This is a genomic window from Mycobacterium paraseoulense, assembly GCF_010731655.1.
Classification (GTDB): Bacteria; Actinomycetota; Actinomycetes; order Mycobacteriales; family Mycobacteriaceae; genus Mycobacterium; species Mycobacterium paraseoulense.
Genome location: NZ_AP022619.1, coordinates 5,967,629 through 5,989,087 on the forward strand (window position 1 = coordinate 5,967,629; position 21,459 = coordinate 5,989,087).

The following is a 21,459-nucleotide window of genomic DNA, read 5'->3' on the forward strand; positions in this document are numbered from 1 at the left end:
TGCCGTGTCGGTGAGCGAGACGCAGCGCGGGCTCTTGCGCACGCTGCTGGGACGCGGGTTGGCCACCGCCGCCGACCTCTCCGACCTGGTGGCCCGAAAGCTCAGTGCCGCCGCGGATCCGCGCGCGCGGCTGCTGCGCCGGCGTCGCCGCGCCCTGCTGTGGGGCCTGATATTCGCTGCCGGCTGCGTGTTCTGGGCGGCGGTGACGATGCTGCTGGCGGCCTGGGGATGGTTCGCGCTGCTGCTGGAGATCACCGGCGCGGTCTCGGTCGTCATGGCCATCCCGGCGACGCTGCTGTTGCTGCGCTACCGGTGGCTGCGTTCCGAGCCGCTGCCCACACCCCGCCCGACGAGTGTGCGCCGGCTGCCGCCACCCGGCTCGGCGGCGCGGCCCGCGATGTACGCGCTGGGCGCCTCGGAACGCGGGTTCCTGTCGCTGTTGAACGTCATCGAGCGGGGCTCGATGTTGCCGACCGCCGAGATCCGCGACCTGACCGCGGCGGCCAACAAATCCTCGGCGGCCATGGCGGCCACCGCCGCGGAGGTGGTGTCGATGGAGCGCGCCGCCCAGTCCAGCGAATCGTCGCGGACCTACCTGGTGCCCACCATCAACGCGTTCACCGCGCAGCTGAGCGCCGGCGTTCGCCAGTACAACGAGATGGTCACCGCCGCAGCACAATTGGTGTCGTCGGCGCACGGCGACCAGCTGGCCGCCGCACAGCGTTACCGCGCCGAGCTGGCCGGGGCCACCGACCGTTTGGTCGGCTGGGCGCAGGCGTTCGACGAGCTCGGCGGCCTGCGCGGCGCCAGCTAGCGGGCTAGAAGGTCGCTTTCAGCGAGGGCAGCACCACGGCGGCCAGGCCGCGAAGGGTGGCCTTGAACATGTCGAAGAAGTCAAAGTAGTCGCGCCACAAGGTGATTCGCCCGTCGTGGACCTCGAACACGCCGCATACCCAGAACTGCAGCCGCACGGGGCCGAAGATCAGGGCGTCGGTGCGCTCGGTGAGCACCGCCCCGCCGTCGGCGGCGATGCGATGGATCTTCACCTCGAAGGCGGCGCGGCCGTCCATCTGGCGAAACAGCTTCATCGCCCTGGCCCGGCCGTGGATGGTCGGCAGCCCGACGTTCTCGTAGACGAGGTTGTCGTCCAATGCCGCGTCAGCGGCGTCGTAATCCGCGTCCTGCAGGGCGTTCAGGAAGCCCTCGACCGTGCGGGTGTTCGCAACGGCGGTTCCGGTCGGCTCGGTCATGATTGCCAGCGTAGGCGAGCGTCGCGGCCGGGCGCTGTGGCAGGGTAAGGCCGATGCGTGTCGCCGTGGTCGCTGGGCCGGATCCCGGTCACTCGTTCCCCGCGATCGCGCTGTGCCAACGTTTCGCCGCAGCCGGCGACGAGCCCACGCTGTTCACCGGCGCCGAATGGGTGGACACCGCCCGCGCCGCCGGCATCGCCGCCGCGCCGCTGGACGGGCTGGCGGCCACCGACGACGACGTCGACGCCGGGGCCCGAATCCATCGGCGCGCGGCGCGGATGGCCGTGCTCAACGTGCCCGCGCTGCGCGACCTGGCGCCGGACCTGGTGGTGTCCGACGTCATCACGGCGGGCGGCGGCATGGCCGCCGAGCTGTTGGGCATCCCGTGGATCGAACTCGACCCGCATCCGCTCTACCTGCCGTCGAAGGGATTGCCGCCGATCGGCAGCGGGCTGGCCCCGGGCACCGGCATCCGCGGCCGGCTCCGCGACGCCACGATGCGCGCGCTCACCGCGCGGTCCTGGCGCGCAGGCCTGCGCCAGCGCGCCGCCGTGCGGGTCGAGATCGGGTTGCCGGCCCGCGACCCCGGGCCGCTGCGCCGCCTGATCGCCACGTTGCCCGCCCTCGAGGTGCCCCGGCCGGACTGGCCCGCGGAGGCCGTGTTGGTGGGCCCGCTGCACTTCGAACCGACCGAGCGGGTGCTGGAAATCCCGGCGGGCCCCGGGCCGGTGCTGGTGGTCGCGCCGTCGACCGCGTCGACCGGGACCGAGGGGCTGGCCGAGCTCGCGCTGGCCCAGCTGCGGCCGGGGGAGACGCTGCCGGCCGGATCGCGGCTGGTGGTCTCGCGGCTGGGGGGCGCGGATCTTCAGGTGCCGCCGTGGGCGGTGGTCGGGCTGGGCAGCCAGGCCGAGTTGTTGAGGCACGCCGACCTGGTGATCTGCGGTGGCGGCCACGGCATGGTGGCCAAGACGCTGCTGGCGGGGGTGCCCCTCGTGGCGGTGCCCGGGGGCGGGGATCAGTGGGAGATGGCCAACCGGGTGGTCCGGCAGGGCAGCGGGCGGCTGATCCGGCCGCTGACCGCGGAAGCCCTGGTGGCCGCCGTGACCGAGGTCCTGTCTTCGCCCCGCTACCGGCAGGCCGCCCAGGCCGCCGCCGCTAGCATCGCCGGCGTGGCCGATCCGGTCCGGGTGTGCCACGAAGCGCTCGCCCTTACGGGATGATCGGCCGGGTCCGCGACAGGAGGGTATCGAAATGAGGACGATCGCGGCGGGCGGGCTGCTTCTCGCCCTGATGTTCAGCGCGGGCGTCGCCCACGCCGATAGCGGCGACGAACAGCAGGCCTGCCAGTTGATGGACGATCCGGCGGCCGCCGAGCAGGGACTCGCGCCGGTCGAATACGCCTTCATGCAATTGCGTTCCAGGATGTCGGCGGAGCGGGCGCGGACCATCATGTCCGTGGCGGTGCAGGACTACTGCCCCAACCACCTGGCGGACCTGCCGGCGAGCTGGCGGTGACGCGCCCGGTGTCCGATCGCCGGCCGCTGGGTATCTTGCTGGCGTGCGGCTAACGGAATTCAACGAGCGCGTCGTGCTGCGATTCGGTGCGGCATACGGCTCTTCGGTGCTGGCGGACCACGTGCTGACCGGGTTCGGCGGCCGCACCGCCGCCCAGGCGATCGAGGACGGGGTTGAGCCCCGCGACGTGTGGCGGGCCCTGTGCGTCGACTTCGACGTGCCGCGCGACCAGTGGTGACGCCCGAAGATCATTCCTAGGGCGGGTATTCGTTCTGCCGCAGGAGAGCCGCGGGGCGGACGGCGCCGCGGGCCGCGGTTTCGCTCGTCGGAGATCGCGGTCGGCGGCAGACGTTGCCACACGCGGGTGCTTGGGTTCGGCGTGTCCGCTTGAATCGAACAGGTGTTCGGCTACTGTGGAGAACGTTCGGTGAGTCAACTTGTCGGTGGGCCTCTCTAGTGTCACGGCCAACCGACCGACACCGGTCACCGAACACACCGAACCATAGGAGAGGCACCATGGCGCAAGCCCCCGACCGCGAGAAGGCTCTCGAACTGGCGATGGCCCAGATCGAAAAGAGCTACGGCAAAGGCTCGGTGATGCGTCTCGGCGACGAGATGCGTCAGCCGATCTCGGTCATCCCGACCGGATCCATCGCACTGGACGTGGCCCTGGGCATCGGCGGCCTGCCCCGCGGCCGGGTCGTGGAGATCTACGGCCCGGAATCCTCCGGTAAGACCACCGTCGCCCTGCATGCGGTGGCCAACGCCCAGGCCGCCGGTGGCGTCGCGGCGTTCATCGACGCCGAGCACGCCCTGGACCCCGACTACGCCAAAAAGCTCGGCGTGGACACCGATTCCTTGCTGGTCAGCCAGCCCGACACGGGGGAGCAGGCCCTCGAGATCGCCGACATGCTGATCCGCTCCGGCGCGCTGGACGTTTTGGTGATCGACTCGGTGGCGGCGCTGGTGCCGCGCGCGGAGCTCGAGGGCGAGATGGGTGACAGCCACGTCGGGCTGCAGGCCCGGCTGATGAGCCAGGCCCTGCGGAAAATGACTGGCGCGCTGAACAATTCGGGCACCACCGCGATCTTCATCAACCAGTTGCGCGAGAAGATCGGGGTGATGTTCGGCAGTCCGGAAACCACCACGGGTGGAAAGGCCTTGAAGTTCTACGCGTCGGTGCGCATGGACGTGCGCCGGATCGAGACGCTCAAGGACGGCACCAACGCGGTCGGTAACCGCACCCGCGTCAAGGTCGTCAAGAACAAGGTGTCGCCGCCGTTCAAGCAGGCCGAATTCGACATCCTTTACGGCAGAGGGATCAGCCGGGAAGGCTCGCTGATCGATATGGGTGTGGAACAGGGCTTCATCCGCAAGTCCGGTTCCTGGTTCACCTACGAGGGCGAGCAGCTCGGTCAGGGCAAGGAGAATGCCCGCACCTTCCTGATGGAAAACGACGACGTGGCCAACGAGATCGAGAAGAAGATCAAGGAGAAGCTTGGCATTGGCGCGGTCGTGACCGATGGCTTGTCCGATGACAGCGTCCTGCCCGCCCCCGTCGATTTCTGAGCCCTCCCGCGAGGAGCAGGCGCGGACGCTGTGCCTGCGCCTGCTCACCGCGAGAGCACGCACCCGGGCCGAGCTGCACGGCCAGCTGGCCAAACGCGGATACCCCGAGGATGTCAGCGCTTCCGTGCTCGACCGGCTCGCCACCGTCGGCCTGGTCGATGATGCCGACTTCGCCGAACAGTGGGTGGCGGCCCGCCGGGCAAAGGCGGGGAAGAGCAAGCGAGCCCTGGCGGCCGAACTGCACACCAAAGGCGTCGACAGGGACGTGATCGCCACGGCGCTGTCCGGGATCGACGCCGGCGCCGAACGGGACCGGGCCGAGGAGTTGGTGCGGGCCAAGCTGCGCCGGGAAAAACTGGACGGCGACGACGACGCGCGCGTGACCCGCCGGCTGGTCGGAATGCTGGCGCGTCGTGGCTACAGCCAGAACCTGGCGTGCGAGGTCGTGCTCGCCGAACTGGCCGCCGAACGGGAGCGCCGCCGGGTCTAGCCCGGTGACGTGCGGTTTCTCGCCCGCCGACCGGTCGCCGTACCATGGCCCCGTGACTTCGATGGTGGTGCGGGACGCGGCGGGCGCGCCCGGCGGTGCGGGGCCTGCGCGCACCTACCAGGTCCGCACCTACGGGTGTCAGATGAACGTCCACGACTCCGAGCGGTTGGCGGGCCTGCTGGAGGCGGCGGGCTACCGGCGGGCGGCCGAAGACGCCGACGCCGACGTGGTCGTCTTCAACACCTGCGCCGTCCGCGAAAACGCCGACAACAAGCTGTACGGCAACCTCAGCCACCTGGCCCCGCGGAAACGCGGCAACCCCGAGATGCAGATCGCGGTCGGGGGCTGCCTGGCCCAAAAGGACCGGGACGCGCTGCTGCGCAAGGCGCCCTGGGTCGACGTCGTCTTCGGCACGCACAACCTCGGCTCGCTGCCCACCCTGCTCGAACGGGCCCGGCACAACAAGTCCGCCCAGGTGGAGATCGCCGAGTCGCTGCAGCAATTCCCGTCGTCACTGCCGAGCGCACGCGAATCCGCTTACGCCGCTTGGGTTTCCGTTTCGGTCGGGTGCAACAACAGCTGCACCTTCTGCATCGTCCCCTCGCTGCGGGGCAAGGAGGTCGACCGCAGCCCGGCCGACATCCTGGCCGAGGTGCGAGCGCTGGTGGCCGACGGCGTGCTCGAAGTCACGCTGCTGGGCCAGAACGTCAACGCCTACGGCGTCTCCTTCGCCGACCCGGCGCTGCCCCGGGATCGCGGCGCCTTCGCGCGGCTGCTGCGGGCCTGCGGGGACATCGACGGGCTGGAACGGGTGCGGTTCACCTCCCCGCACCCCGCCGAATTCACCGACGACGTCATCGAGGCCATGGCGCAGACGCCGAATGTGTGCCCGGCCCTGCACATGCCGCTGCAGTCGGGGTCCGACCGGGTGCTGCGGGCGATGCGCCGCTCGTATCGCGCCGAGCGCTACCTCGGCATCATCGAGCGCGTCCGCGCGGCCATGCCCCACGCCGCCATCACCACCGACCTGATCGTCGGTTTCCCCGGTGAGACCGAGGACGACTTCGCGGCCACCCTGGAGGTGGTGCGGCAGGCCCGGTTCGCCGCCGCGTTCACCTTCCAGTACTCCAAGCGGCCCGGCACCCCGGCCGCCGAACTCGACGGGCAGCTTCCGAAAGCCGTTGTGCAGGAACGCTATGAGCGGCTGGTCGAGCTGCAGGAGCAGATCTCGCTCGAGGGCAACCGCGCGCTGGTGGGTCAGACCGTGGAATTGCTGGTCTCCGCCGGCGAGGGACGCAAGGACACCCACACCGCGCGGATGACGGGCCGCGCCAGCGACGGCCGCCTGGTGCACTTCAGCGCCGACGACCGGGTGCGACCCGGCGACGTGGTCACCGTGGTGGTCACCCAGGCCGCACCGCACCACCTCATCGCCGACGCCGGAATTCTCAGTCATCGCCAAACCCGCGCGGGAGACGCGCACGCCGCCGGGCAGCGCCCGGGCGGCATCGGTCTCGGCATGCCCGCCGTCGGACCGCCTGCCGGCCGCACCGAACCCGCAGGACCCACAGAACCCAGAGAACCCAGAGAACCCAGAGAACCCAGAGAACCCAGAGAACCCCTTGGATGTGCCCGATGAATGAAGAACACCCGCATTTCCACGCCCTGCGGACCGAAATCGAGGCCGCCGAGCGCCGCGTGGCGCGCGGATTCGACCCGGGCCCCCGCGGTTTCGTCGTGGCGATCCTGGTCTTCGTGCTGCTGGGATCTTTCATCCTCCCGCACACCGGCGCGGTGCGGGGCTGGGACGTGCTGTTCAGCAGCCACGGCGCCGGCGCGGCAGCGGTGGCGCTGCCGTCGCGGGTATTCGCCTGGCTGGCGCTGGTGTTCGGCGTCGGGTTCTCGATGCTGGCGTTGGTGACGCGGCGTTGGGCGCTGGCCTGGGTCGCGCTGGCGGGTTCGGCGCTCGCCGGTGCGGCGGGGCTGTTGGCCATCTGGTCTCGCCAGACGGTGGCCGCGGGGCATCCCGGCCCCGGGGTGGGGCTGATCGTGGCGTGGATCGTCGTCCTCGTGCTGTCCTACCAATGGGCCCGGGTGGTGTGGTCGCGGACCATCGTGCAACTCGCGGCCGAGGAGGAGCGGCGCCGGGTCGCGGCGCAGCAGCAGTCGATGACGCTGCTCGACAGCCTGGACGATCCCGGACCGGGCGCACCGAACGGGAACGGCGAGTCGATGGACCGAGCGCCCCGGGAGCCCGGAGCCTAGGGCTTGCGGGTCAGCGCCTCGGCGGCCGCCTGCGCCCACTGCCGCCACTGGTCGGCGTTGGCCTTGGCCTCTTCGGCCTCCTTGGTACGCCCCGCCGCCGCGGCCTTCTGGGCCTGCTGCTCGTACTGCTCGGCGCGAGTACGGAACTGCTCCGCGCGGGCCTGCGCCTGCGGGTCCGACCAATCGGCCTCGCCCGCATCGCGCACCTTCTTCTCGACCGCGCGCATCCGACGCTCCAATTCGGCCGACCGCTCCCGCGGCACCTTTCCGATCGCGTCCCACCTTTCGGCGATGGCGCGCAGCGCCGCCCTGGCCGCGTCGTGATTGCCGGTGTCGATCTTCTCCGCTTCGGCCAGCAGCGCCTCCTTGGCGGTGGCGTTGGCGCGCAGTTCGGTGTCCTTCTCCGCAGTCGCCGCGTTGCGAGCCGTGAAGAAGACGTCCTGGGCTGCCTTGAACCGCCGCCACAACGCGTCGTCGACATCCCGGGCCGCGCGGCCGGCCGCCTTCCACTCCGTGAGCAGCTTGCGGAACTCCGCGCTGGTGGCGGTCCAGTCCGTCGAGCTTGACAACTCCTCGGCGCGTTCGCAGAGTCGTTCCTTGGCCTGCCGAACGCCCAGGCGTTCACGGTCCAGTTCGGCGAAGTGGGATCCTCGCCGCCGGTTGAACGCCTCCCGGGCCGCCGAATAGCGCTTCCACAGCGCGTCGTCGACCTTCCGGTCCAGGCCGTTGATGGTCTTCCACTCGTCGAGGATGGCCCGCAGCCGGTCACCGGCCGCCTTCCACTGCGTGGAGTTGGCGCCCAACTCCTCGGCCTCGGCGGCCAGCGCCTCCTTGCGCGCGGTCTGGGTGGCGCGATGCTCGTCGCGGCGGGATCGCTCCTCGGCGACGGTGGCCTCGACCTGGTCGATGAGGCTGGTCAACCGGCGGGCCAGCGCGTCGATGTCGCCCAGTACGGCCGCCGTGGGCAGTGTTTCGGCGAGCTCGGACGCGTGGGCTTTGATCTTGCGGGCGTCACCGGTTCCCGCCGCGAGCCGCTCCTCCATGAGCGTGACCTCGGTGCTCAGGTCGTCGAAGCGGCGGCCGAAGTGGGCGAAGGCCGCTTCGGAGTCACCGGCCTGCCAGGAGCCGACGATGCGCTCGCCGCCGGCGGTGATCAGCCACACCGTCCCGTCGTCGTCGACGCGCCCGAACCGGTGCGGATCGCTGGCCGGCGGAGCCGGCACCGCGTGGGTGAAGGGCCGTGGCCCCGAGTTCGCCGGCCGGGGACCGGGACGCGGTCCCGGGCGTGGCACCGGGCGCGAAACCGGTTGGGGCACCGGCCCCGCCGGAGTTCCGCCGTTCGGATCGTCAGCCGTCATCGCTCGTCACCTACCCTTCGCGCGGTCGCTGTTCCGCGCACCTGCCGCGCGTAGCGGCACCGTGTGCTGCGCCGGTGGGTGGCCCTCGCGGCCCGTCCAGCAGCTGCTTAACAGTATTCAAGCAGCCTGGCGGCCCACGCGCCGCCACCCTGACCTTCCGGCTCGGGATGCACCGGCGCAGACACATGGGGTATGACACATGTCCATACCCCGACTCGGACGGAGAAACCATGGCCAAGGCGGACATTGCCGCTTTGCTCGCGTTAGCCTCCGCGCTCTGTGTCGCGATCGGCGATGTACTGCAGCAGCGCGCGACACACCGGATCGCCGACCCATCGGTCGGGCAGCTCGCGCTCTTCCGCAGGCTGCTCGGCAATCGACGGTGGCGGTGGGGCGCCTTAATACTCGTGGTCAGCATCGCGTTGCAGGCGGCCGCGCTTGCTCAGGGTTCGGTGTTGCTGGTGCAGGCGTTGCTCGTCCTTTCGCTGCTGTTCGCGCTGCCCATCAGTGCCAGGCTGGCCGATCGCGCCGTGACCGCCCGGGAATGGGCCTGGGCCGTCGTGCTGACCGCCGCGGTGACCGTGATCGTGACGGTCGGCAACCCGCAGGCGGGTCATTCGACCGCGTCGCCGGGGACCTGGGCCACCGTGCTGATGGTGCTGGCTCCGCTGCTGCTCGGATGCGTCGTTGCCGCCCGGGTCTTGGGCGGTGCCGCAGCCGCGGTGCTGCTCGCGTTCGTGTCCGGTTCGCTGTGGGGTGTGTTCGCGGTGCTCACCAAGGGCGCCGTCCACCGGCTCGGCGACGGGGGATGGGCGGTGTTCCGGACACCCGAGCTGTACGCCTGGGTGCTGGTCGCGCTGGCGGGATTCGCCTGGGAGCAGTCGGCGTTCCGGGCCGGAGCGCTCACCGCGTCGATGCCGACCCTGGAGGTGTCCCAGCCGGTCGTGGCGGCTGTGCTGGGCGTCGTCGTCCTGGGCGAGACACTGAACACGGGTCGCTCCGGCGCGGTCGCCCTGGTCGTTGCGGCGCTGGCGATGACGGTGGCCACCGTCGAGCTCGCGCGCGGCGATGCGGTGGCCACCCGGACGGGGGTCGACCAGGCCCTTGCGGGTGCCGCCGGTCAACCGGCGTGACAGCCGCGCGCCGGTCCCGCCCGCCCGGGCGGGCGTATGTGAATACATAGAGTTCCCACAGTCGTTACCTAGCTTTGTGAAGTAACAATGAAACGGTTACCTACCAGGCGGTCAACGCAGTGCGCATAGCCATACAGTTGTAGTTGAACTGGCCGCAAACGCCACGTGTATACCGGCTCTCCGGGGGAACGCCTGGTGGAAATCTCGTGAGGTGAGGGGTCGTCCGTGTCCAAGGTTGATATTGCGGCGTTGATCGCGGTGTGTGCGGCGCTGGCATCCGCGGTCGGCGATGTGATCCGTCAGCGCTCGGCGCAGGAGATCACGGACAAGCAGGTTGGCCATCTCGAGTTGTTCCGCATGTCGCTGCGGGACACCCGGTGGTGGCTGGGCGGCCTGGCGGCGGTCGTCAATTACAGCCTGCAGGCCGGGGCCCTGGCCTGGGGCTCGGTCGTGCTGGTGACCGCGCTGCAGGTGACGGCGTTGCTGTTCGCCCTGCCGATCTACGCCCGGCTGACCAAGCGCCGGGTGACCCGCTGGGAGTGGGTGTGGGCGGTGACTCTGGCCGGTGCCCTGGCCGTGGTCATCATCATCGGCGACCCGGCCGCCGGCAGTCAGCGCGCATCGGTCGGCACCTGGGCCGTGGTCGCCGCGGTGATGGTGCCGCTGCTGGTGGCGTGCGTGGTGGCCGCACGACTCTGGTCGGGCAGCCCGATCGCGGCCGCCCTGCTCGCGGTGGTGGCGGGTTCGGCCTTGGCGTTGTTCGCGGTGCTCACGAAGGGCATCGTCGAGCTGGCTGAGGAAGGCCCGTTGGCCGTCCTGAGCGCGCCCGAGTTCGTTCCCTGGCTGTTGCTGGCGCTGACCGGGATGATCTTCCAGCAGTCGGCGTTCCGTGCCGGAGCGCTGACGGCTTCCATGCCGACGATGACCGTGGCGAAGCCCGTGGTGGCCGGTCTGCTCGGCATCTTCGTGCTCGGCGAAACGCTGGGCGCCGCCGGGCCCAAGGCCTTCGTGCTGGTCGCAGCGGTGGCGGTCGTGATCGTGGCGACGATCGCGCTGGCCCGCGGCGAGGCCGCCACCATGGTCGCGCAGGTCGGGCGCGACGCCGGAGACATCGCGCCGGGCGTGTGGTCGTCCGAAGACGGGGAGGCCGGCCCTTGTAACGATCCCATCCTGGCGGCGACGGCCGAGGCCTGAGCGCGCCGCCCGGGCGAAACGTTAGTTTGGTGGCGTGCTCAGCGGCATCGCGATCGTTCCGTCGGCTCCGCTGCTGGTGCCCGAGCTCGCCGGAGCGGCCGCCGCGGAGGTGACCGACCTGGCCGCCGCGGTGCTGGCGGCGGCCGTCTTGTTGCCCGCGCGCTGGACCGTCATCGGGACCGCCGGGCGCGACGACGCGTTCGGCCCCGGCGCGGCCGGCACTTTCGCGGGTTTCGGCGCGGACATACGGGTCGGGCTTTCCCCGCGGGCCGACGTCGGGGCGCCGGCCGACCTGCCGGTGTGCGCGTTGCTGGCCGCGTGGGTCCGGGGCGAAGTCCGGCCGGACGCCACCGCGCAGGCACGGGTCTACGCCGCCGACCACGACGCCGACACCGCGCTGGCCCGCGGCAGGCGCTTGCGCGCCGAGATCGACCGGTCTCCCGAGCCGATAGGGGTCCTGGTCGTGGCCGACGGCGCGAACACCCTGACTCCGGCCGCCCCCGGTGGTTACGACCCCGGCAACGCCGATGCGCAGCTGGCCCTCGACGACGCGTTGGCCACCGGTGACGTCGCGGCCCTGGCGCGACTGCCGCGGCAGATCCTGGGCCGGGTCGCCTTTCAGGTGCTGGCCGGCCTGGCCGAGCCGGGCCCGCGATCGGCCAAGGAGCTGTACCGCGGTGCCCCCTACGGCGTGGGCTACTTCGCCGGTGCCTGGCAGCTCTGAGGTGGCCGTGCGACCGCTGGCGATCATCGGCCCCACCGGAACCGGCAAGTCGCAGCTGGCGCTCGACGTCGCCGAACGGGTCGGGGGCCGCGCCGAGATCGTCAACGCCGACGCCATGCAGCTTTATCGGGGAATGGACATCGGCACCGCCAAACTGCCCGTCGACCAACGCCGCGGCATCCCGCACCACCAGCTCGACGTCCTGGACGTCACCGAGACCGCGACGGTCGCCCGCTATCAGGCCGCCGCCGCCGCGGACGTCGAGGCGATCGCCGCCCGCGGCGCCGTGCCCGTCATCGTGGGCGGCTCCATGCTCTACATCCAGTCGCTGCTCGACGACTGGTCGTTTCCCGCCACCGATCCCGCCGTGCGGGCACGCTGGGAACAGCGGCTGGCCGAGGTGGGGGTGGGGGGCCTGCACGCCGAGCTGGCCCGTCGCGACCCCGCCGCGGCCGCGGCCATCCTGCCCACCGACGCGCGGCGCACCGTGCGGGCGCTCGAGGTGGTCGAGCTGACCGGCCGGCCGTTCGCCGCGTCGGCACCCCGCATCGGCACCCCGAGGTGGGACGCCGCCATCGTCGGCCTGGATTGCCAGACAACGCTTCTCGACGAACGGCTGGCCCGCCGCACCGACGCGATGTTCGACCACGGCCTGGTCGACGAGGTGAGTGCGCTGCTCGCCACGGGCCTGCGCGACGGTGTCACCGCGTCGCGCGCCCTGGGCTACGCGCAGGTGATCGAGGCGCTGGACGCCGGGGGCGGCGCCGATCGGCTGCGCGACGCGCGCGAGCAGACGTACGTGGGCACCCGACGCTATGTGCGACGCCAGCGGTCGTGGTTCCGCCGCGACCACCGGGTCCGCTGGCTGGACGCGGACGACGGCGCCCGGCTCGTCGACGAGGCCCTGCGGGCCTGGCGCCACGTATCCTGAGCGGGTGGCGCACATGATCTTCGCCAAGGGCCACGGCACCGAGAACGATTTCGTGGTGCTCCCGGACGCGCAGGCCACGCTCGACCTCACCGCGGCCCGGGTGGCGGCGTTGTGTGACCGGCGGCGTGGGCTGGGCGCCGACGGGGTGCTGCGCGTGACCACCGCCGGTGCCGCCCTCTCGGCCGGCGTGCTCGACCGGCTGCCCGACGGCGTGGCCTCGGCCGACTGGTACATGGACTACCGCAACGCCGACGGCTCGCTCGCCCCGATGTGCGGCAACGGCGTCCGGGTGTTCGCGCACTACCTGCGGGCCAGCGGGTTGGAGGCCCGCGACGAATTCGTGGTCGGGTCGCTCGCCGGGCCCCGGCCGGTCACCGTGCACCACGCCGGCGCGGCCCGCGCCGACATCAGCGTCGAGATGGGCAAGGCCAACACGCTCGGTCCGGGAAGCGCGCTCGTCGGCGGCCGGCGGTTTACCGGCCTGGCGGTCGACGTGGGCAATCCCCACCTGGCGTGCGTCGATCCGGACCTGACCGACGAGGAACTGGCGACGCTGGACGTGGCGGCGCCGGTTGCCTTCGACCACGCCCAGTTCCCGGAGGGGGTCAACGTCGAAGTCCTGACGGCACCGGCCGACGGCGCGGTGCGGATGCGGGTGCACGAACGGGGCGTAGGCGAGACCCGCTCGTGCGGCACCGGCACGGTCGCGGCCACCGTGGCCGCGCTCGCCGCCGCCGGTGCGGCCACCGGCAGCCTGACGGTGCGGGTGCCCGGCGGCGACGTCGTCGTCACCGTCACCGACGCCACCAGCTACCTGCGGGGGCCCTCGGTACTGGTGGCGCACGGGGAGATCAGCGAGGAATGGTGGAACGCGCAGCCGCGTTAATTCGAGTGCGCGACGCCGATCCGCCGTGCATCATCGTGTATTGCCTATGACACAACCTGAATTCCAAACTCACGCTCCTGCGGAGCCAAGCACCGGCGAACTCGCCCTGGAAGAACGGTCCGCGCTGCGCCGCGTCGCCGGACTGTCCACCGAACTCGCCGACGTCTCCGAAGTCGAGTACCGCCAGCTGCGGCTGGAACGCGTCGTGCTGGTCGGCGTGTGGACCGACGGCACCGCCGCCGACAGCGAGGCCAGCATGGCCGAGCTGGCCGCCCTCGCCGAGACCGCCGGCTCGCAGGTGCTCGAAGGCCTCATCCAGCGCCGCGACAAGCCCGACCCGTCGACCTACATCGGCTCGGGCAAGGCCCAGGAGCTCCGCGAAGTGGTGCTGGCGACCGGCGCCGACACGGTGATCTGCGACGGTGAACTGTCGCCGGCGCAGCTGACCGCGCTGGAGAAGGCGGTGAAGGTCAAGGTCATCGACCGCACCGCGCTGATTCTGGACATCTTCGCCCAGCACGCCACCAGCCGGGAGGGCAAGGCGCAGGTGTCGCTGGCCCAGATGGAGTACATGCTGCCCCGGCTGCGCGGCTGGGGTGAGTCGATGTCCCGGCAGGCCGGTGGCCGCGCGGGCGGCAGCGGGGGAGGCGTGGGCCTGCGCGGTCCCGGTGAGACCAAGATCGAGACCGACCGCCGCCGCATCCGCGAACGAATGTCCAAGCTGCGCCGCGAGATCAAGGACATGAAGCAGGTCCGCGACACCCAGCGCAGCCGGCGCCTGGCCAGCGACGTGCCCTCGATCGCCATCGTCGGCTACACCAATGCCGGCAAGTCGAGCCTGCTCAACGCGCTGACCGGGGCGGGGGTCCTGGTGCAGGACGCGCTGTTCGCCACGCTGGAGCCCACCACCCGCCGCGCCGAGTTCTCCGATGGTCGCCCTTTGGTGCTCACCGACACCGTCGGGTTCGTCCGCCACCTGCCCACCCAGCTGGTCGAGGCGTTCCGCTCGACGCTGGAGGAGGTCGTCGACGCCGACCTGTTGCTGCACGTTGTCGACGGCTCGGACGCCAACCCGCTGGCCCAGATCAACGCGGTGCGCGAGGTGATCTCCGAGGTCATCGCCGACCATCACGGCGACCCGCCGCCCGAGCTGCTGGTGGTGAACAAGGTCGACGCCGCCAGCGGGCTGACCCTGGCCAAGCTTCGGCACGCGCTGCCCGGCGCGGTGTTCGTCTCGGCGCGGACGGGCGAGGGCATCGACGCGCTTCGGCGCCGGATGGGGGAGCTCGCCGTTCCCACCGACACGGCCGTGGACGTGGTGATTCCGTACCACCGCGGCGACCTGGTGGCGCGGCTGCACGCCGACGGGCGCGTGCAGCAGCAGGAGCACCACCCCGACGGCACCCGGATCAAGGCCCGGGTCCCGGTGGCGCTGGCCGGGCGCCTGCAAGAGTTCGCCGCCCGCTGATCTCCGCGGCGGCCCGACCCCGCCGTCTGCCGACCAACCGTCTGGTTGGTATATGTTGGGCGACAGAGTTCCCAGCCGCCGGAGGTCATCCACATGGGCAGTGCCGTCAAGTACCAGCGCACGCTTTTCGAGCCGGAGCACGAGCTGTTCCGCGAGTCCTATCGGGCCTTCCTCGATCGTCATGTCGCGCCCCATCACGACGAATGGGAGAAGGCGAAGATCGTCGACCGGGGCGTGTGGCTCGAAGCCGGCAAGCAGGGCTTCCTCGGCATGGCGGTGCCCGAGGAATACGGCGGCGGCGGTAACTCCGACTTCCGGTACAACACGATCATCACCGAGGAGACCACCGCCGGCCGCTACAGCGGCATCGGTTTCGGCCTGCACAACGACATCGTGGCGCCGTACCTGCTGGCCCTGGCTACCGAGGAGCAGAAGCAGCGCTGGCTGCCGAAGTTCTGCACCGGCGAGCTCATCACCGCGATCGCGATGACCGAACCCGGAACCGGCAGCGACTTGCAGGGCATCAAGACCCGCGCGGTCAAGCAGGGTGACCACTACGTGCTCAACGGCGCAAAGACGTTCATCACCAACGGAATCAACTCCGACTTGGTGATCGTGGTCGCGCAGACCGATCCCGACAAAGGGGCGCAGGGCTTTTCGTTGCTCGTGGTCGAACGCGGCATGGAGGGCTTCGAACGCGGCCGCCACTTGGACAAGATCGGGCTGGACGCACAGGACACCGCCGAATTGTCGTTCACCGATGTCAAGGTGCCCGCCGAAAACCTGCTGGGGCAGGAGGGCTTGGGGTTCATCTACCTGATGCAGAACCTTCCGCAGGAACGCATCTCGATCGCCATCATGGCGGCCGCGGCGATGGAGCAGGTGCTCGAGCAGACGCTGCAATACACCAAGGAGCGCAAGGCATTTAACAAGCCGATCGGCAGCTTCCAGAACAGCCGTTTCGTGCTTGCCGAGCTGGCGACCGAAGCCACCGTGGTGCGCATGATGGTCGACGAGTTCATCCGGCTGCACCTGGACAAGAAGCTGACCGCCGAGCAAGCGGCGATGGCCAAGTGGTACTCCACCGAAAAGCAGGTACACCTGATCGACCGGTGCCTACAACTGCACGGCGGTTACGGCTACATGCGCGAATACCCCGTCGCCCGTGCCTATCTGGACGCGCGGGTGCAGACCATCTACGGCGGTACGACCGAGATCATGAAAGAGATCATCGGCCGCAGCCTGGGGGTCTAGCCCAAACACCGTTGGTCGACAACGCGATCGGCCGGCCAATTCGCACGGTTACGGCAAACCCGATCGGTGCCCGCCACGCGGCCGGTTTTCTCGGGTAGATCGTGAAAGAGTTAATGGCCTCACGTACCGTCGGGACATGTGTTTCGGGTACGTCGCCCGGGTAATGGCCGACTGCCGAGCCGAAAAGCATGACGCCGCCGGGTACCTGGTGAAGTTCGGCACCGCCTGCGGGCGCCCGGTCGTCACGCAGGACGGCGGCCGTTGCTTATTGCACACGCGGTTGTCGGCTGCGGGTTTCGACACGATTATCCGAACATCGCGCGAGCGACGGTGCGGTTGGCCGCGATTTGAGCGTGGCTCGGCATCATTTCGACATCGGCGTGGTATCCGTTTTTGTAATATTCGTGATCTGACTTCGCATTTTTCGTTGGCGGGAGCAAAGTTATGCGAGCCCGGCAAAAATGCGGTTCGGAACGGGGTTGTTTCCCCGCGGTGGTACCGCGGCTCGCTCGCCGGCTGTGCAGGCGCGGGCGTAGCCGCTGATAGGGGAATAGCCGTCGGCTGGGAGGCTTGGTGAACGGGCAGAGAGGTCACATGCGCAGGCTGGTCGGGAGCGCGCTGGTCAGCTTGACCGCCGCGGCAATTGCCGCCGCCGCCTTGCTGGCGCCCCCCGCAGCGGCGTCCCCCATCGGCGACGCCGAGGCGGCCATGATGGCGGCGTGGGAGAAGGCCGGCGGTGACGGTTCGCCTCTGGGCGCCCGCAAGGGCGATGTGTACCCGGCCGGCGACGGTTTCGCGCTCGACTTCGACGGCGGCAAGATGTTCTTCACCCCGGCGACCGGCGCCAAATTCGTCTACGGGCCCATCCTGGACAAATACGAGATGCTGGGCGGCCCCGCCGGCAGCGATCTGGGTTTCCCGGCCATCAACGAAGTGCCCGGCCTGGCCGGACCCGACAGCCGGGTGGCCACCTTCTCGGCGAGCGACAAGCCGGTGATCTTCTGGACGCCCGACCACGGGGCGTTCGTCGTGCGCGGCGCGATCAACGCCGCGTGGGACAAGCTCGGCAGTTCGGGCGGCGTGCTCGGGGTCCCGGTCGGCGACGAAACCTACAACGGCGAGGTGTCCGCCCAGAAGTTCAGCGGCGGCCAGGTCTCGTGGAACAGGCAGACGAAGCAGTTCACCACCGAGCCCCCGGCTTTGGCCGACCAGCTGAAGGGCCTGCAGGTGGCGATCGACCCCACCGCGGCCATCAACATGGCATGGCGTGCCGCCGGCGGCCCCAATGGGCCGTTGGGGGTCAAGAAGGGCGCGCAGTATCCGATCGGCGGCGACGGGATCGCCCAGGACTTCGCTAACGGAAAGGTGTACTTCAGCCCGGCCACCGGCGCGAACGCCGTCGAAAGCAACATCCTGGCCAAGTACGAGTCGCTGGGCGGACCCGCCGGCAGCGACCTGGGATTCCCCACCGCCACCGAGTCCGACGGCGGCATCCCGTCCAGCCGCGTCGTCACCTTCTCCGGTGCTGACAAGCCGGTGATCTTCTGGACTTCGGAGCACGGCGCGTTCGTGGTGCGCGGGGCCATGAAGGCGGCGTGGGACAAGCTCCGCGGGCCGGCCGGCAAGCTGGGCGCTCCCGTCGCTGACCAGGCCCTCGACGGCGACGTCGTCTCCCAGCAGTTCGCCGGCGGCAAGATCTCCTGGAACCGGGCGAAGAACACGTTCAGCACGGAACCGGCCAACCTCGCGCCGTTGCTGTCCGGCCTGCAGGTGTCGGGCCAGAACCAGCCGAGTAATTCGGCGATGCCGGCCCATCCCAAGAAGTTCACGTGGCAGTCGTGGTGGTTGCTGGCCGTCATTCCGGTGGTCGTGCTGATCGTATTGGCGGGGCTGCTGGCCTTCGGGTGGCGTCGGCGTCGTGCCGCGCAGGAGGATGCCGACTACGAGCCGCACCCCGACTTCGCCGGCGGGTACGACGCCGTGGGCGACCAGCATTGGGGGCACGAGGACGTCACCACCGAACAGTTCGGCCACCAGGTGGGGGCCCCCGAAGCCGAGGCCGCCGGGCGGGTCAGCTGGCGGCGCGGCGGCGCGGACGAGGGTCCATTCGCGGGCGAGCAGGAGGACCCCGACGCGGTGGACACCGACTCCTTCTCCGTCGTCTCGCCTGCGGCCCTGTCGGAGGCCGGCTACCCCGAAATAGAGGCCGAATACGCCGGATCCGAATACGGCGAGTCCGAGTACGGCGAGTCCGACTACGCCGATGCGAATTACGCCGACGCCGAGTACGCCGGCGATGAGCACGAGCCCGCCGACCACGCCGACGACCACGCCGACGACGAGTATCTGGAGGCCGAGTACCGGGATGTCGCCGTGCCGCACGCGCCTGCGGACGCCGGATTCGACGGCGGTGCAGCCGAGGCCGCCGCGCCCGAGGCGGAGTATCCGGACATCGCGGTGGCGCACGTGCCCGCGGACGTCGCCGAGGTCGAGGCCGAGGCCGAGGCCGCCGCCACGGATGCGGAAGCGCCCGCGCCGGCGGTCACCCCATCCGAGCAGCGCGGGGGGCGGCACGCGGCCGCGGACGACGAAGACAGCGGCGCGGGGGCCGGGCCGGCCGGGCGCCCGACCATCCACCTACCGCTCGACGATCCCTACCAGGCGCCCGACGGATACCCGATCAAGGCGAGCGCCCGCTTCGGGCTGTACTACACGCCGGGCAGCGAGCTCTACCACGACACGCTCGCCGAAATCTGGCTGTCCAGTGAGGAAGTGGCCCAGGCCAACGGCTTCGTCAAGGCGGACTGAGCCGGGCGGGGTCGCGCCACGGGGCTAGACCTTGCGGATCACCGTGACGACCTTGCCGAGCACGGTCGCGTCATTGCCGGGAATCGGATCGAACGCGGGGTTGTGCGGCATCAGCCACACCTGACCGCCCGCCCGCTTGAACGTCTTGACGGTGGCTTCCCCGTCGATCATGGCCGCGACGATGTCGCCGTTGTCGGCGACGTTCTGCTGTCGCACCACCACCCAGTCGCCGTCGCAGATCGCCGCCTCGATCATCGAGTCGCCGACGACCTTGAGCAGGAACAGCGTGCCCTCGCCGACCAGCTCGCGCGGCAGCGGGAAGACGTCCTCGACGGCTTCCTCGGCGAGGATGGGCCCACCGGCCGCGATGCGCCCCAGGACCGGGACGAAGGTCGGCTCCGGCAGGGCGTCCGACCCGGCGACGTCGGTGGCCGGCGCCGCCACGTCGTCATCGGCGCCGCGGACGTCCACCGCCCGGGGGCGGTTCGCGTCGCGACGCAGGTATCCCTTGCGTTCCAGGGTGCGCAGTTGATGAGCCACCGACGATGTCGACGTCAGGCCGACGGCGTCGCCGATCTCCCGGATGCTCGGCGGGTAGCCGCGGTTCGTGACCGACGCGCGGATGACGTTCAAGATGGTGCGCTGCCGTTCGGTCAGTGATGAATCGACGGCGTGCAGTCGACCGCCCGCGCCGGCCGATGAGGTGTCGTTGCTGTCGCTCATGGCACTGAATGTAGCCCCACCGCGCCCAAGAATCAAACATGTGTTCGACTGGCGTGTCGCCGTGGCGGACGGGCACAAAATCGCCATCGACATCGTTAATCACAAAGGTGTAACTCTTCGGCGGATCGGGTATTTCAGCCGCATGTCAGCTCTGGGGACCACGGACTTGTCGGTGGCGTGGTCTAGCGTTCGACTCGTGCGACACGCTTCGCTCACATGTTCGGATTTCGAACACACGAGCGATACAGTCGAACAGCTGAGCGAATCTAGTTGACCGGAGGAACGCAGATGACAACCATCCACACGCTGGCGCCGCGTACCAGCAGCCCCCGGCGTCCGGTCAACGGACCGGTGGAGGGCCTCGGCTACGGCCGGGACGCGCTGGCCCGTTCGCGCCGCCCCGTCCCGTCGCGACCGGCGGGCGCGCCCATGCGCTACCGCGGCACGGGCGTCGCGATGTCCGCCGCGCCGCACCGCAAGCGTCCCGTCACGGTGGCCACCACCGTCTGGCTGGCGCTGGCCGCCGGTGCGATCACTCTGTGGCTGGGCCTCGTAGGGAATGTCGGTCAGGTGCTCAACGGCGCCTCCGGGAGTTCGGGAGCGCACGTGCCCGACCGGCTGGCCGTCGTGCGCGTCGAGGCGGGGGAGTCGCTGCAGGACGTCGCGCACCGGGTGGCGCCCGACGCGCCGGCCCGCCAGGTGGCCGACCGCATCCGCGAGCTCAACGACATGAACTCGCCGAGTGTGGTGGCCGGTCAGACCCTGATCGCCCCGGTCGGCTGAGGACCGCCGTGCCGGGACCGCTTATCGGCCGCGTATGCGCGTGCGGGTAAGCGCACGGGTACGCTCGAAGTGCTGCGGTACCTGGTAGTCGGCACGGCGAAGGAGCGGTCATGCATTGCCCGTTCTGCCGTCATCCCGATTCCCGGGTGATCGACTCGAGGGAAACCGATGAGGGGCAGGCCATCCGGCGCCGCCGATCGTGCCCCGAGTGCGGACGGCGTTTCACCACCGTGGAGACCGCGGTGCTGGCCGTGGTCAAACGCAGCGGAGTCACCGAGCCCTTCAGCAGGGAGAAGGTCATCAGCGGTGTCCGCCGGGCCTGCCAGGGCCGGCAGGTGGACGACGACGCGCTGAACCTGCTCGCCCAACAGGTCGAGGACGCCGTGCGCGCCGCGGGGTCCCCGGAGGTCGCGAGCCACGAGGTCGGGCTGGCCATCCTCGGTCCGCTGCGCGACCTCGACGAGGTGGCCTACCTGCGGTTCGCTTCGGTGTATCGCTCGTTTGAGTCCGCGGACGATTTCGAGCGCGAGATTCAGGCGCTGCGCGAACACCGCCAGGTCACCACCCCGAGCTGACGACCCGGCCCACGCCGTCCGGGCCTAGGCTCGTTTTCATGCCTATCGACTTGCATCCCGACCTCGCGGCCCTGGCACCACTCCTCGGGACCTGGGCCGGCCGGGGGTCGGGCGAGTACCCGACAATCCAGCCCTTCGACTACCTGGAGGAAGTGGTCTTCTCCCACGTCGGCAAGCCGTTTCTGGCGTACGCGCAAAAGACCAGGGCGCCGGCCGACGGCAAGCCGTTGCACGCAGAGACCGGATACCTGCGCGCGCCGCAGCCCGGTCACGTCGAACTGGTCCTGGCCCATCCGAGCGGCATCACCGAGATCGAGGTGGGTACGTACTCGGTCACCGGTGCCCTGGTCGAAATCGAGCTCTCCACAACCGATGTCGGACTGACCCCGACCGCCAAAGAGGTGACCGCGCTGGGCCGTTCGTTCCGCATCGACGGCGACGAGCTCTCGTATTCGGTGCGGATGGGTGCGGTCGGGCAGCCGTTGCAGCACCACCTCGCCGCGGTCCTGCACCGGCAGGGCTGAGCCCTCCCG

At 70.3% G+C, this 21,459-nt stretch carries 22 protein-coding genes; 19 read left to right on the forward strand and 3 right to left on the reverse strand.

Going from position 1 to position 21,459, the window contains the following annotated elements:
• The first annotated feature begins 4 nt into the window (after nt 1-4).
• Nucleotides 5-814 carry a phage shock envelope stress response protein PspM gene (gene pspM / locus G6N51_RS28080; RefSeq protein WP_083173713.1) on the forward strand — a complete coding sequence of 270 codons (810 nt, stop codon included), beginning with the start codon at nt 5-7 and terminating at the stop codon, nt 812-814.
• 4 nt (nt 815-818) lie between these two features.
• Here pspM and G6N51_RS28085 read toward each other — a convergent pair whose 3' ends face one another.
• A complete protein-coding gene (locus tag G6N51_RS28085; RefSeq protein ID WP_083173714.1) occupies nt 819-1,250 on the reverse strand; it encodes a limonene-1,2-epoxide hydrolase family protein in 432 nt (143 codons plus the stop codon).
• Nucleotides 1,251-1,303: 53 nt separating this feature from the next.
• On the opposite strand from G6N51_RS28085, the gene G6N51_RS28090 reads away from it, so the two are divergent.
• The 7 genes from G6N51_RS28090 to G6N51_RS28120 all read left to right on the forward strand — a co-directional run bounded on the left by G6N51_RS28090 (nt 1,304) and on the right by G6N51_RS28120 (nt 7,089).
• A complete protein-coding gene (locus tag G6N51_RS28090) occupies nt 1,304-2,470 on the forward strand; it encodes a glycosyltransferase (protein WP_083173715.1) in 1,167 nt (388 codons plus the stop codon).
• 31 nt (nt 2,471-2,501) lie between these two features.
• The gene (locus G6N51_RS28095; protein ID WP_083173716.1) at nt 2,502-2,765 is read left to right on the forward strand and encodes a DUF732 domain-containing protein; all 264 of its coding nucleotides are present in this window, start codon (nt 2,502-2,504) and stop codon (nt 2,763-2,765) included.
• A gap of 43 nt (nt 2,766-2,808) precedes the next feature.
• Complete coding sequence (locus tag G6N51_RS28100; protein ID WP_067747316.1) at nt 2,809-3,003, forward strand: DUF3046 domain-containing protein; 195 nt, start codon at nt 2,809-2,811, stop codon at nt 3,001-3,003.
• A 278-nt stretch (nt 3,004-3,281) separates the two neighbouring features.
• The gene (recA, locus tag G6N51_RS28105; RefSeq protein WP_083173717.1) at nt 3,282-4,334 is read left to right on the forward strand and encodes a recombinase RecA; all 1,053 of its coding nucleotides are present in this window, start codon (nt 3,282-3,284) and stop codon (nt 4,332-4,334) included.
• Nucleotides 4,300-4,824 (forward strand): recombination regulator RecX, encoded by a 525-nt coding sequence (gene recX, locus G6N51_RS28110; protein ID WP_083173718.1) that lies wholly within the window; start codon nt 4,300-4,302, stop codon nt 4,822-4,824. Before recA ends, recX begins: the two co-directional genes overlap by 35 nt.
• A 61-nt stretch (nt 4,825-4,885) precedes the next feature.
• The gene (miaB, locus tag G6N51_RS28115; RefSeq protein ID WP_232078599.1) at nt 4,886-6,463 is read left to right on the forward strand and encodes a tRNA (N6-isopentenyl adenosine(37)-C2)-methylthiotransferase MiaB; all 1,578 of its coding nucleotides are present in this window, start codon (nt 4,886-4,888) and stop codon (nt 6,461-6,463) included.
• Nucleotides 6,451-7,089: an Rv2732c family membrane protein gene (locus tag G6N51_RS28120; protein WP_142275113.1), complete on the forward strand. Its 639-nt coding sequence runs from the start codon at nt 6,451-6,453 to the stop codon at nt 7,087-7,089. The genes miaB and G6N51_RS28120 overlap by 13 nt, the downstream gene beginning before the upstream one ends.
• On the opposite strand, the gene G6N51_RS28125 is transcribed toward G6N51_RS28120, so the two are convergent.
• Nucleotides 7,086-8,447 carry a DUF349 domain-containing protein gene (locus tag G6N51_RS28125; RefSeq protein ID WP_083173720.1) on the reverse strand — a complete coding sequence of 454 codons (1,362 nt, stop codon included), beginning with the start codon at nt 8,445-8,447 and terminating at the stop codon, nt 7,086-7,088. The two genes, G6N51_RS28120 and G6N51_RS28125, sit on opposite strands and share 4 nt — an antisense overlap.
• A 230-nt stretch (nt 8,448-8,677) precedes the next feature.
• Between G6N51_RS28125 and G6N51_RS28130 the strand changes: the two genes are divergently transcribed.
• From G6N51_RS28130 to G6N51_RS28165, 8 genes are all read left to right on the forward strand, one after another.
• A complete protein-coding gene (locus G6N51_RS28130) occupies nt 8,678-9,580 on the forward strand; it encodes a DMT family transporter (protein ID WP_083173721.1) in 903 nt (300 codons plus the stop codon).
• A 225-nt stretch (nt 9,581-9,805) separates the two neighbouring features.
• Nucleotides 9,806-10,774 (forward strand): DMT family transporter, encoded by a 969-nt coding sequence (locus tag G6N51_RS28135; RefSeq protein WP_083173722.1) that lies wholly within the window; start codon nt 9,806-9,808, stop codon nt 10,772-10,774.
• 34 nt (nt 10,775-10,808) lie between these two features.
• Nucleotides 10,809-11,498 (forward strand): class III extradiol ring-cleavage dioxygenase family protein, encoded by a 690-nt coding sequence (locus tag G6N51_RS28140; protein ID WP_083173723.1) that lies wholly within the window; start codon nt 10,809-10,811, stop codon nt 11,496-11,498.
• Nucleotides 11,499-11,505: 7 nt separating this feature from the next.
• On the forward strand, nt 11,506-12,429 hold the full coding sequence (gene miaA / locus G6N51_RS28145) for a tRNA (adenosine(37)-N6)-dimethylallyltransferase MiaA (RefSeq protein ID WP_083173767.1): 924 nt from the start codon (nt 11,506-11,508) through the stop codon (nt 12,427-12,429).
• Nucleotides 12,430-12,442: 13 nt separating this feature from the next.
• Complete coding sequence (gene dapF / locus G6N51_RS28150) at nt 12,443-13,315, forward strand: diaminopimelate epimerase (RefSeq protein ID WP_083173768.1); 873 nt, start codon at nt 12,443-12,445, stop codon at nt 13,313-13,315.
• 46 nt (nt 13,316-13,361) lie between these two features.
• The gene (gene hflX / locus G6N51_RS28155) at nt 13,362-14,783 is read left to right on the forward strand and encodes a GTPase HflX (protein ID WP_083173724.1); all 1,422 of its coding nucleotides are present in this window, start codon (nt 13,362-13,364) and stop codon (nt 14,781-14,783) included.
• Nucleotides 14,784-14,876: 93 nt separating this feature from the next.
• On the forward strand, nt 14,877-16,037 hold the full coding sequence (locus G6N51_RS28160; protein ID WP_083173725.1) for an acyl-CoA dehydrogenase family protein: 1,161 nt from the start codon (nt 14,877-14,879) through the stop codon (nt 16,035-16,037).
• Between the two features lie 573 nt (nt 16,038-16,610).
• A complete protein-coding gene (locus G6N51_RS28165) occupies nt 16,611-18,845 on the forward strand; it encodes an LGFP repeat-containing protein (RefSeq protein ID WP_438502045.1) in 2,235 nt (744 codons plus the stop codon).
• 24 nt (nt 18,846-18,869) lie between these two features.
• Here the strand turns inward: G6N51_RS28165 and lexA are convergent, their stop codons facing one another.
• The gene (gene lexA, locus G6N51_RS28170) at nt 18,870-19,568 is read right to left on the reverse strand and encodes a transcriptional repressor LexA (protein ID WP_083173728.1); all 699 of its coding nucleotides are present in this window, start codon (nt 19,566-19,568) and stop codon (nt 18,870-18,872) included.
• Between the two features lie 288 nt (nt 19,569-19,856).
• Here lexA and G6N51_RS28175 point away from each other — a divergent pair, with 288 nt between their 5' ends.
• The 3 genes from G6N51_RS28175 to G6N51_RS28185 all read left to right on the forward strand — a co-directional run bounded on the left by G6N51_RS28175 (nt 19,857) and on the right by G6N51_RS28185 (nt 21,450).
• On the forward strand, nt 19,857-20,351 hold the full coding sequence (locus G6N51_RS28175) for a LysM peptidoglycan-binding domain-containing protein (protein ID WP_083173729.1): 495 nt from the start codon (nt 19,857-19,859) through the stop codon (nt 20,349-20,351).
• Between the two features lie 110 nt (nt 20,352-20,461).
• A complete protein-coding gene (gene nrdR, locus G6N51_RS28180; RefSeq protein WP_083173730.1) occupies nt 20,462-20,926 on the forward strand; it encodes a transcriptional regulator NrdR in 465 nt (154 codons plus the stop codon).
• A 38-nt stretch (nt 20,927-20,964) separates the two neighbouring features.
• Entirely contained in the window at nt 20,965-21,450 is a 486-nt protein-coding gene (locus G6N51_RS28185) for a peroxynitrite isomerase (protein WP_083173731.1), read from the forward strand.
• Nucleotides 21,451-21,459: the final 9 nt, after the last annotated feature.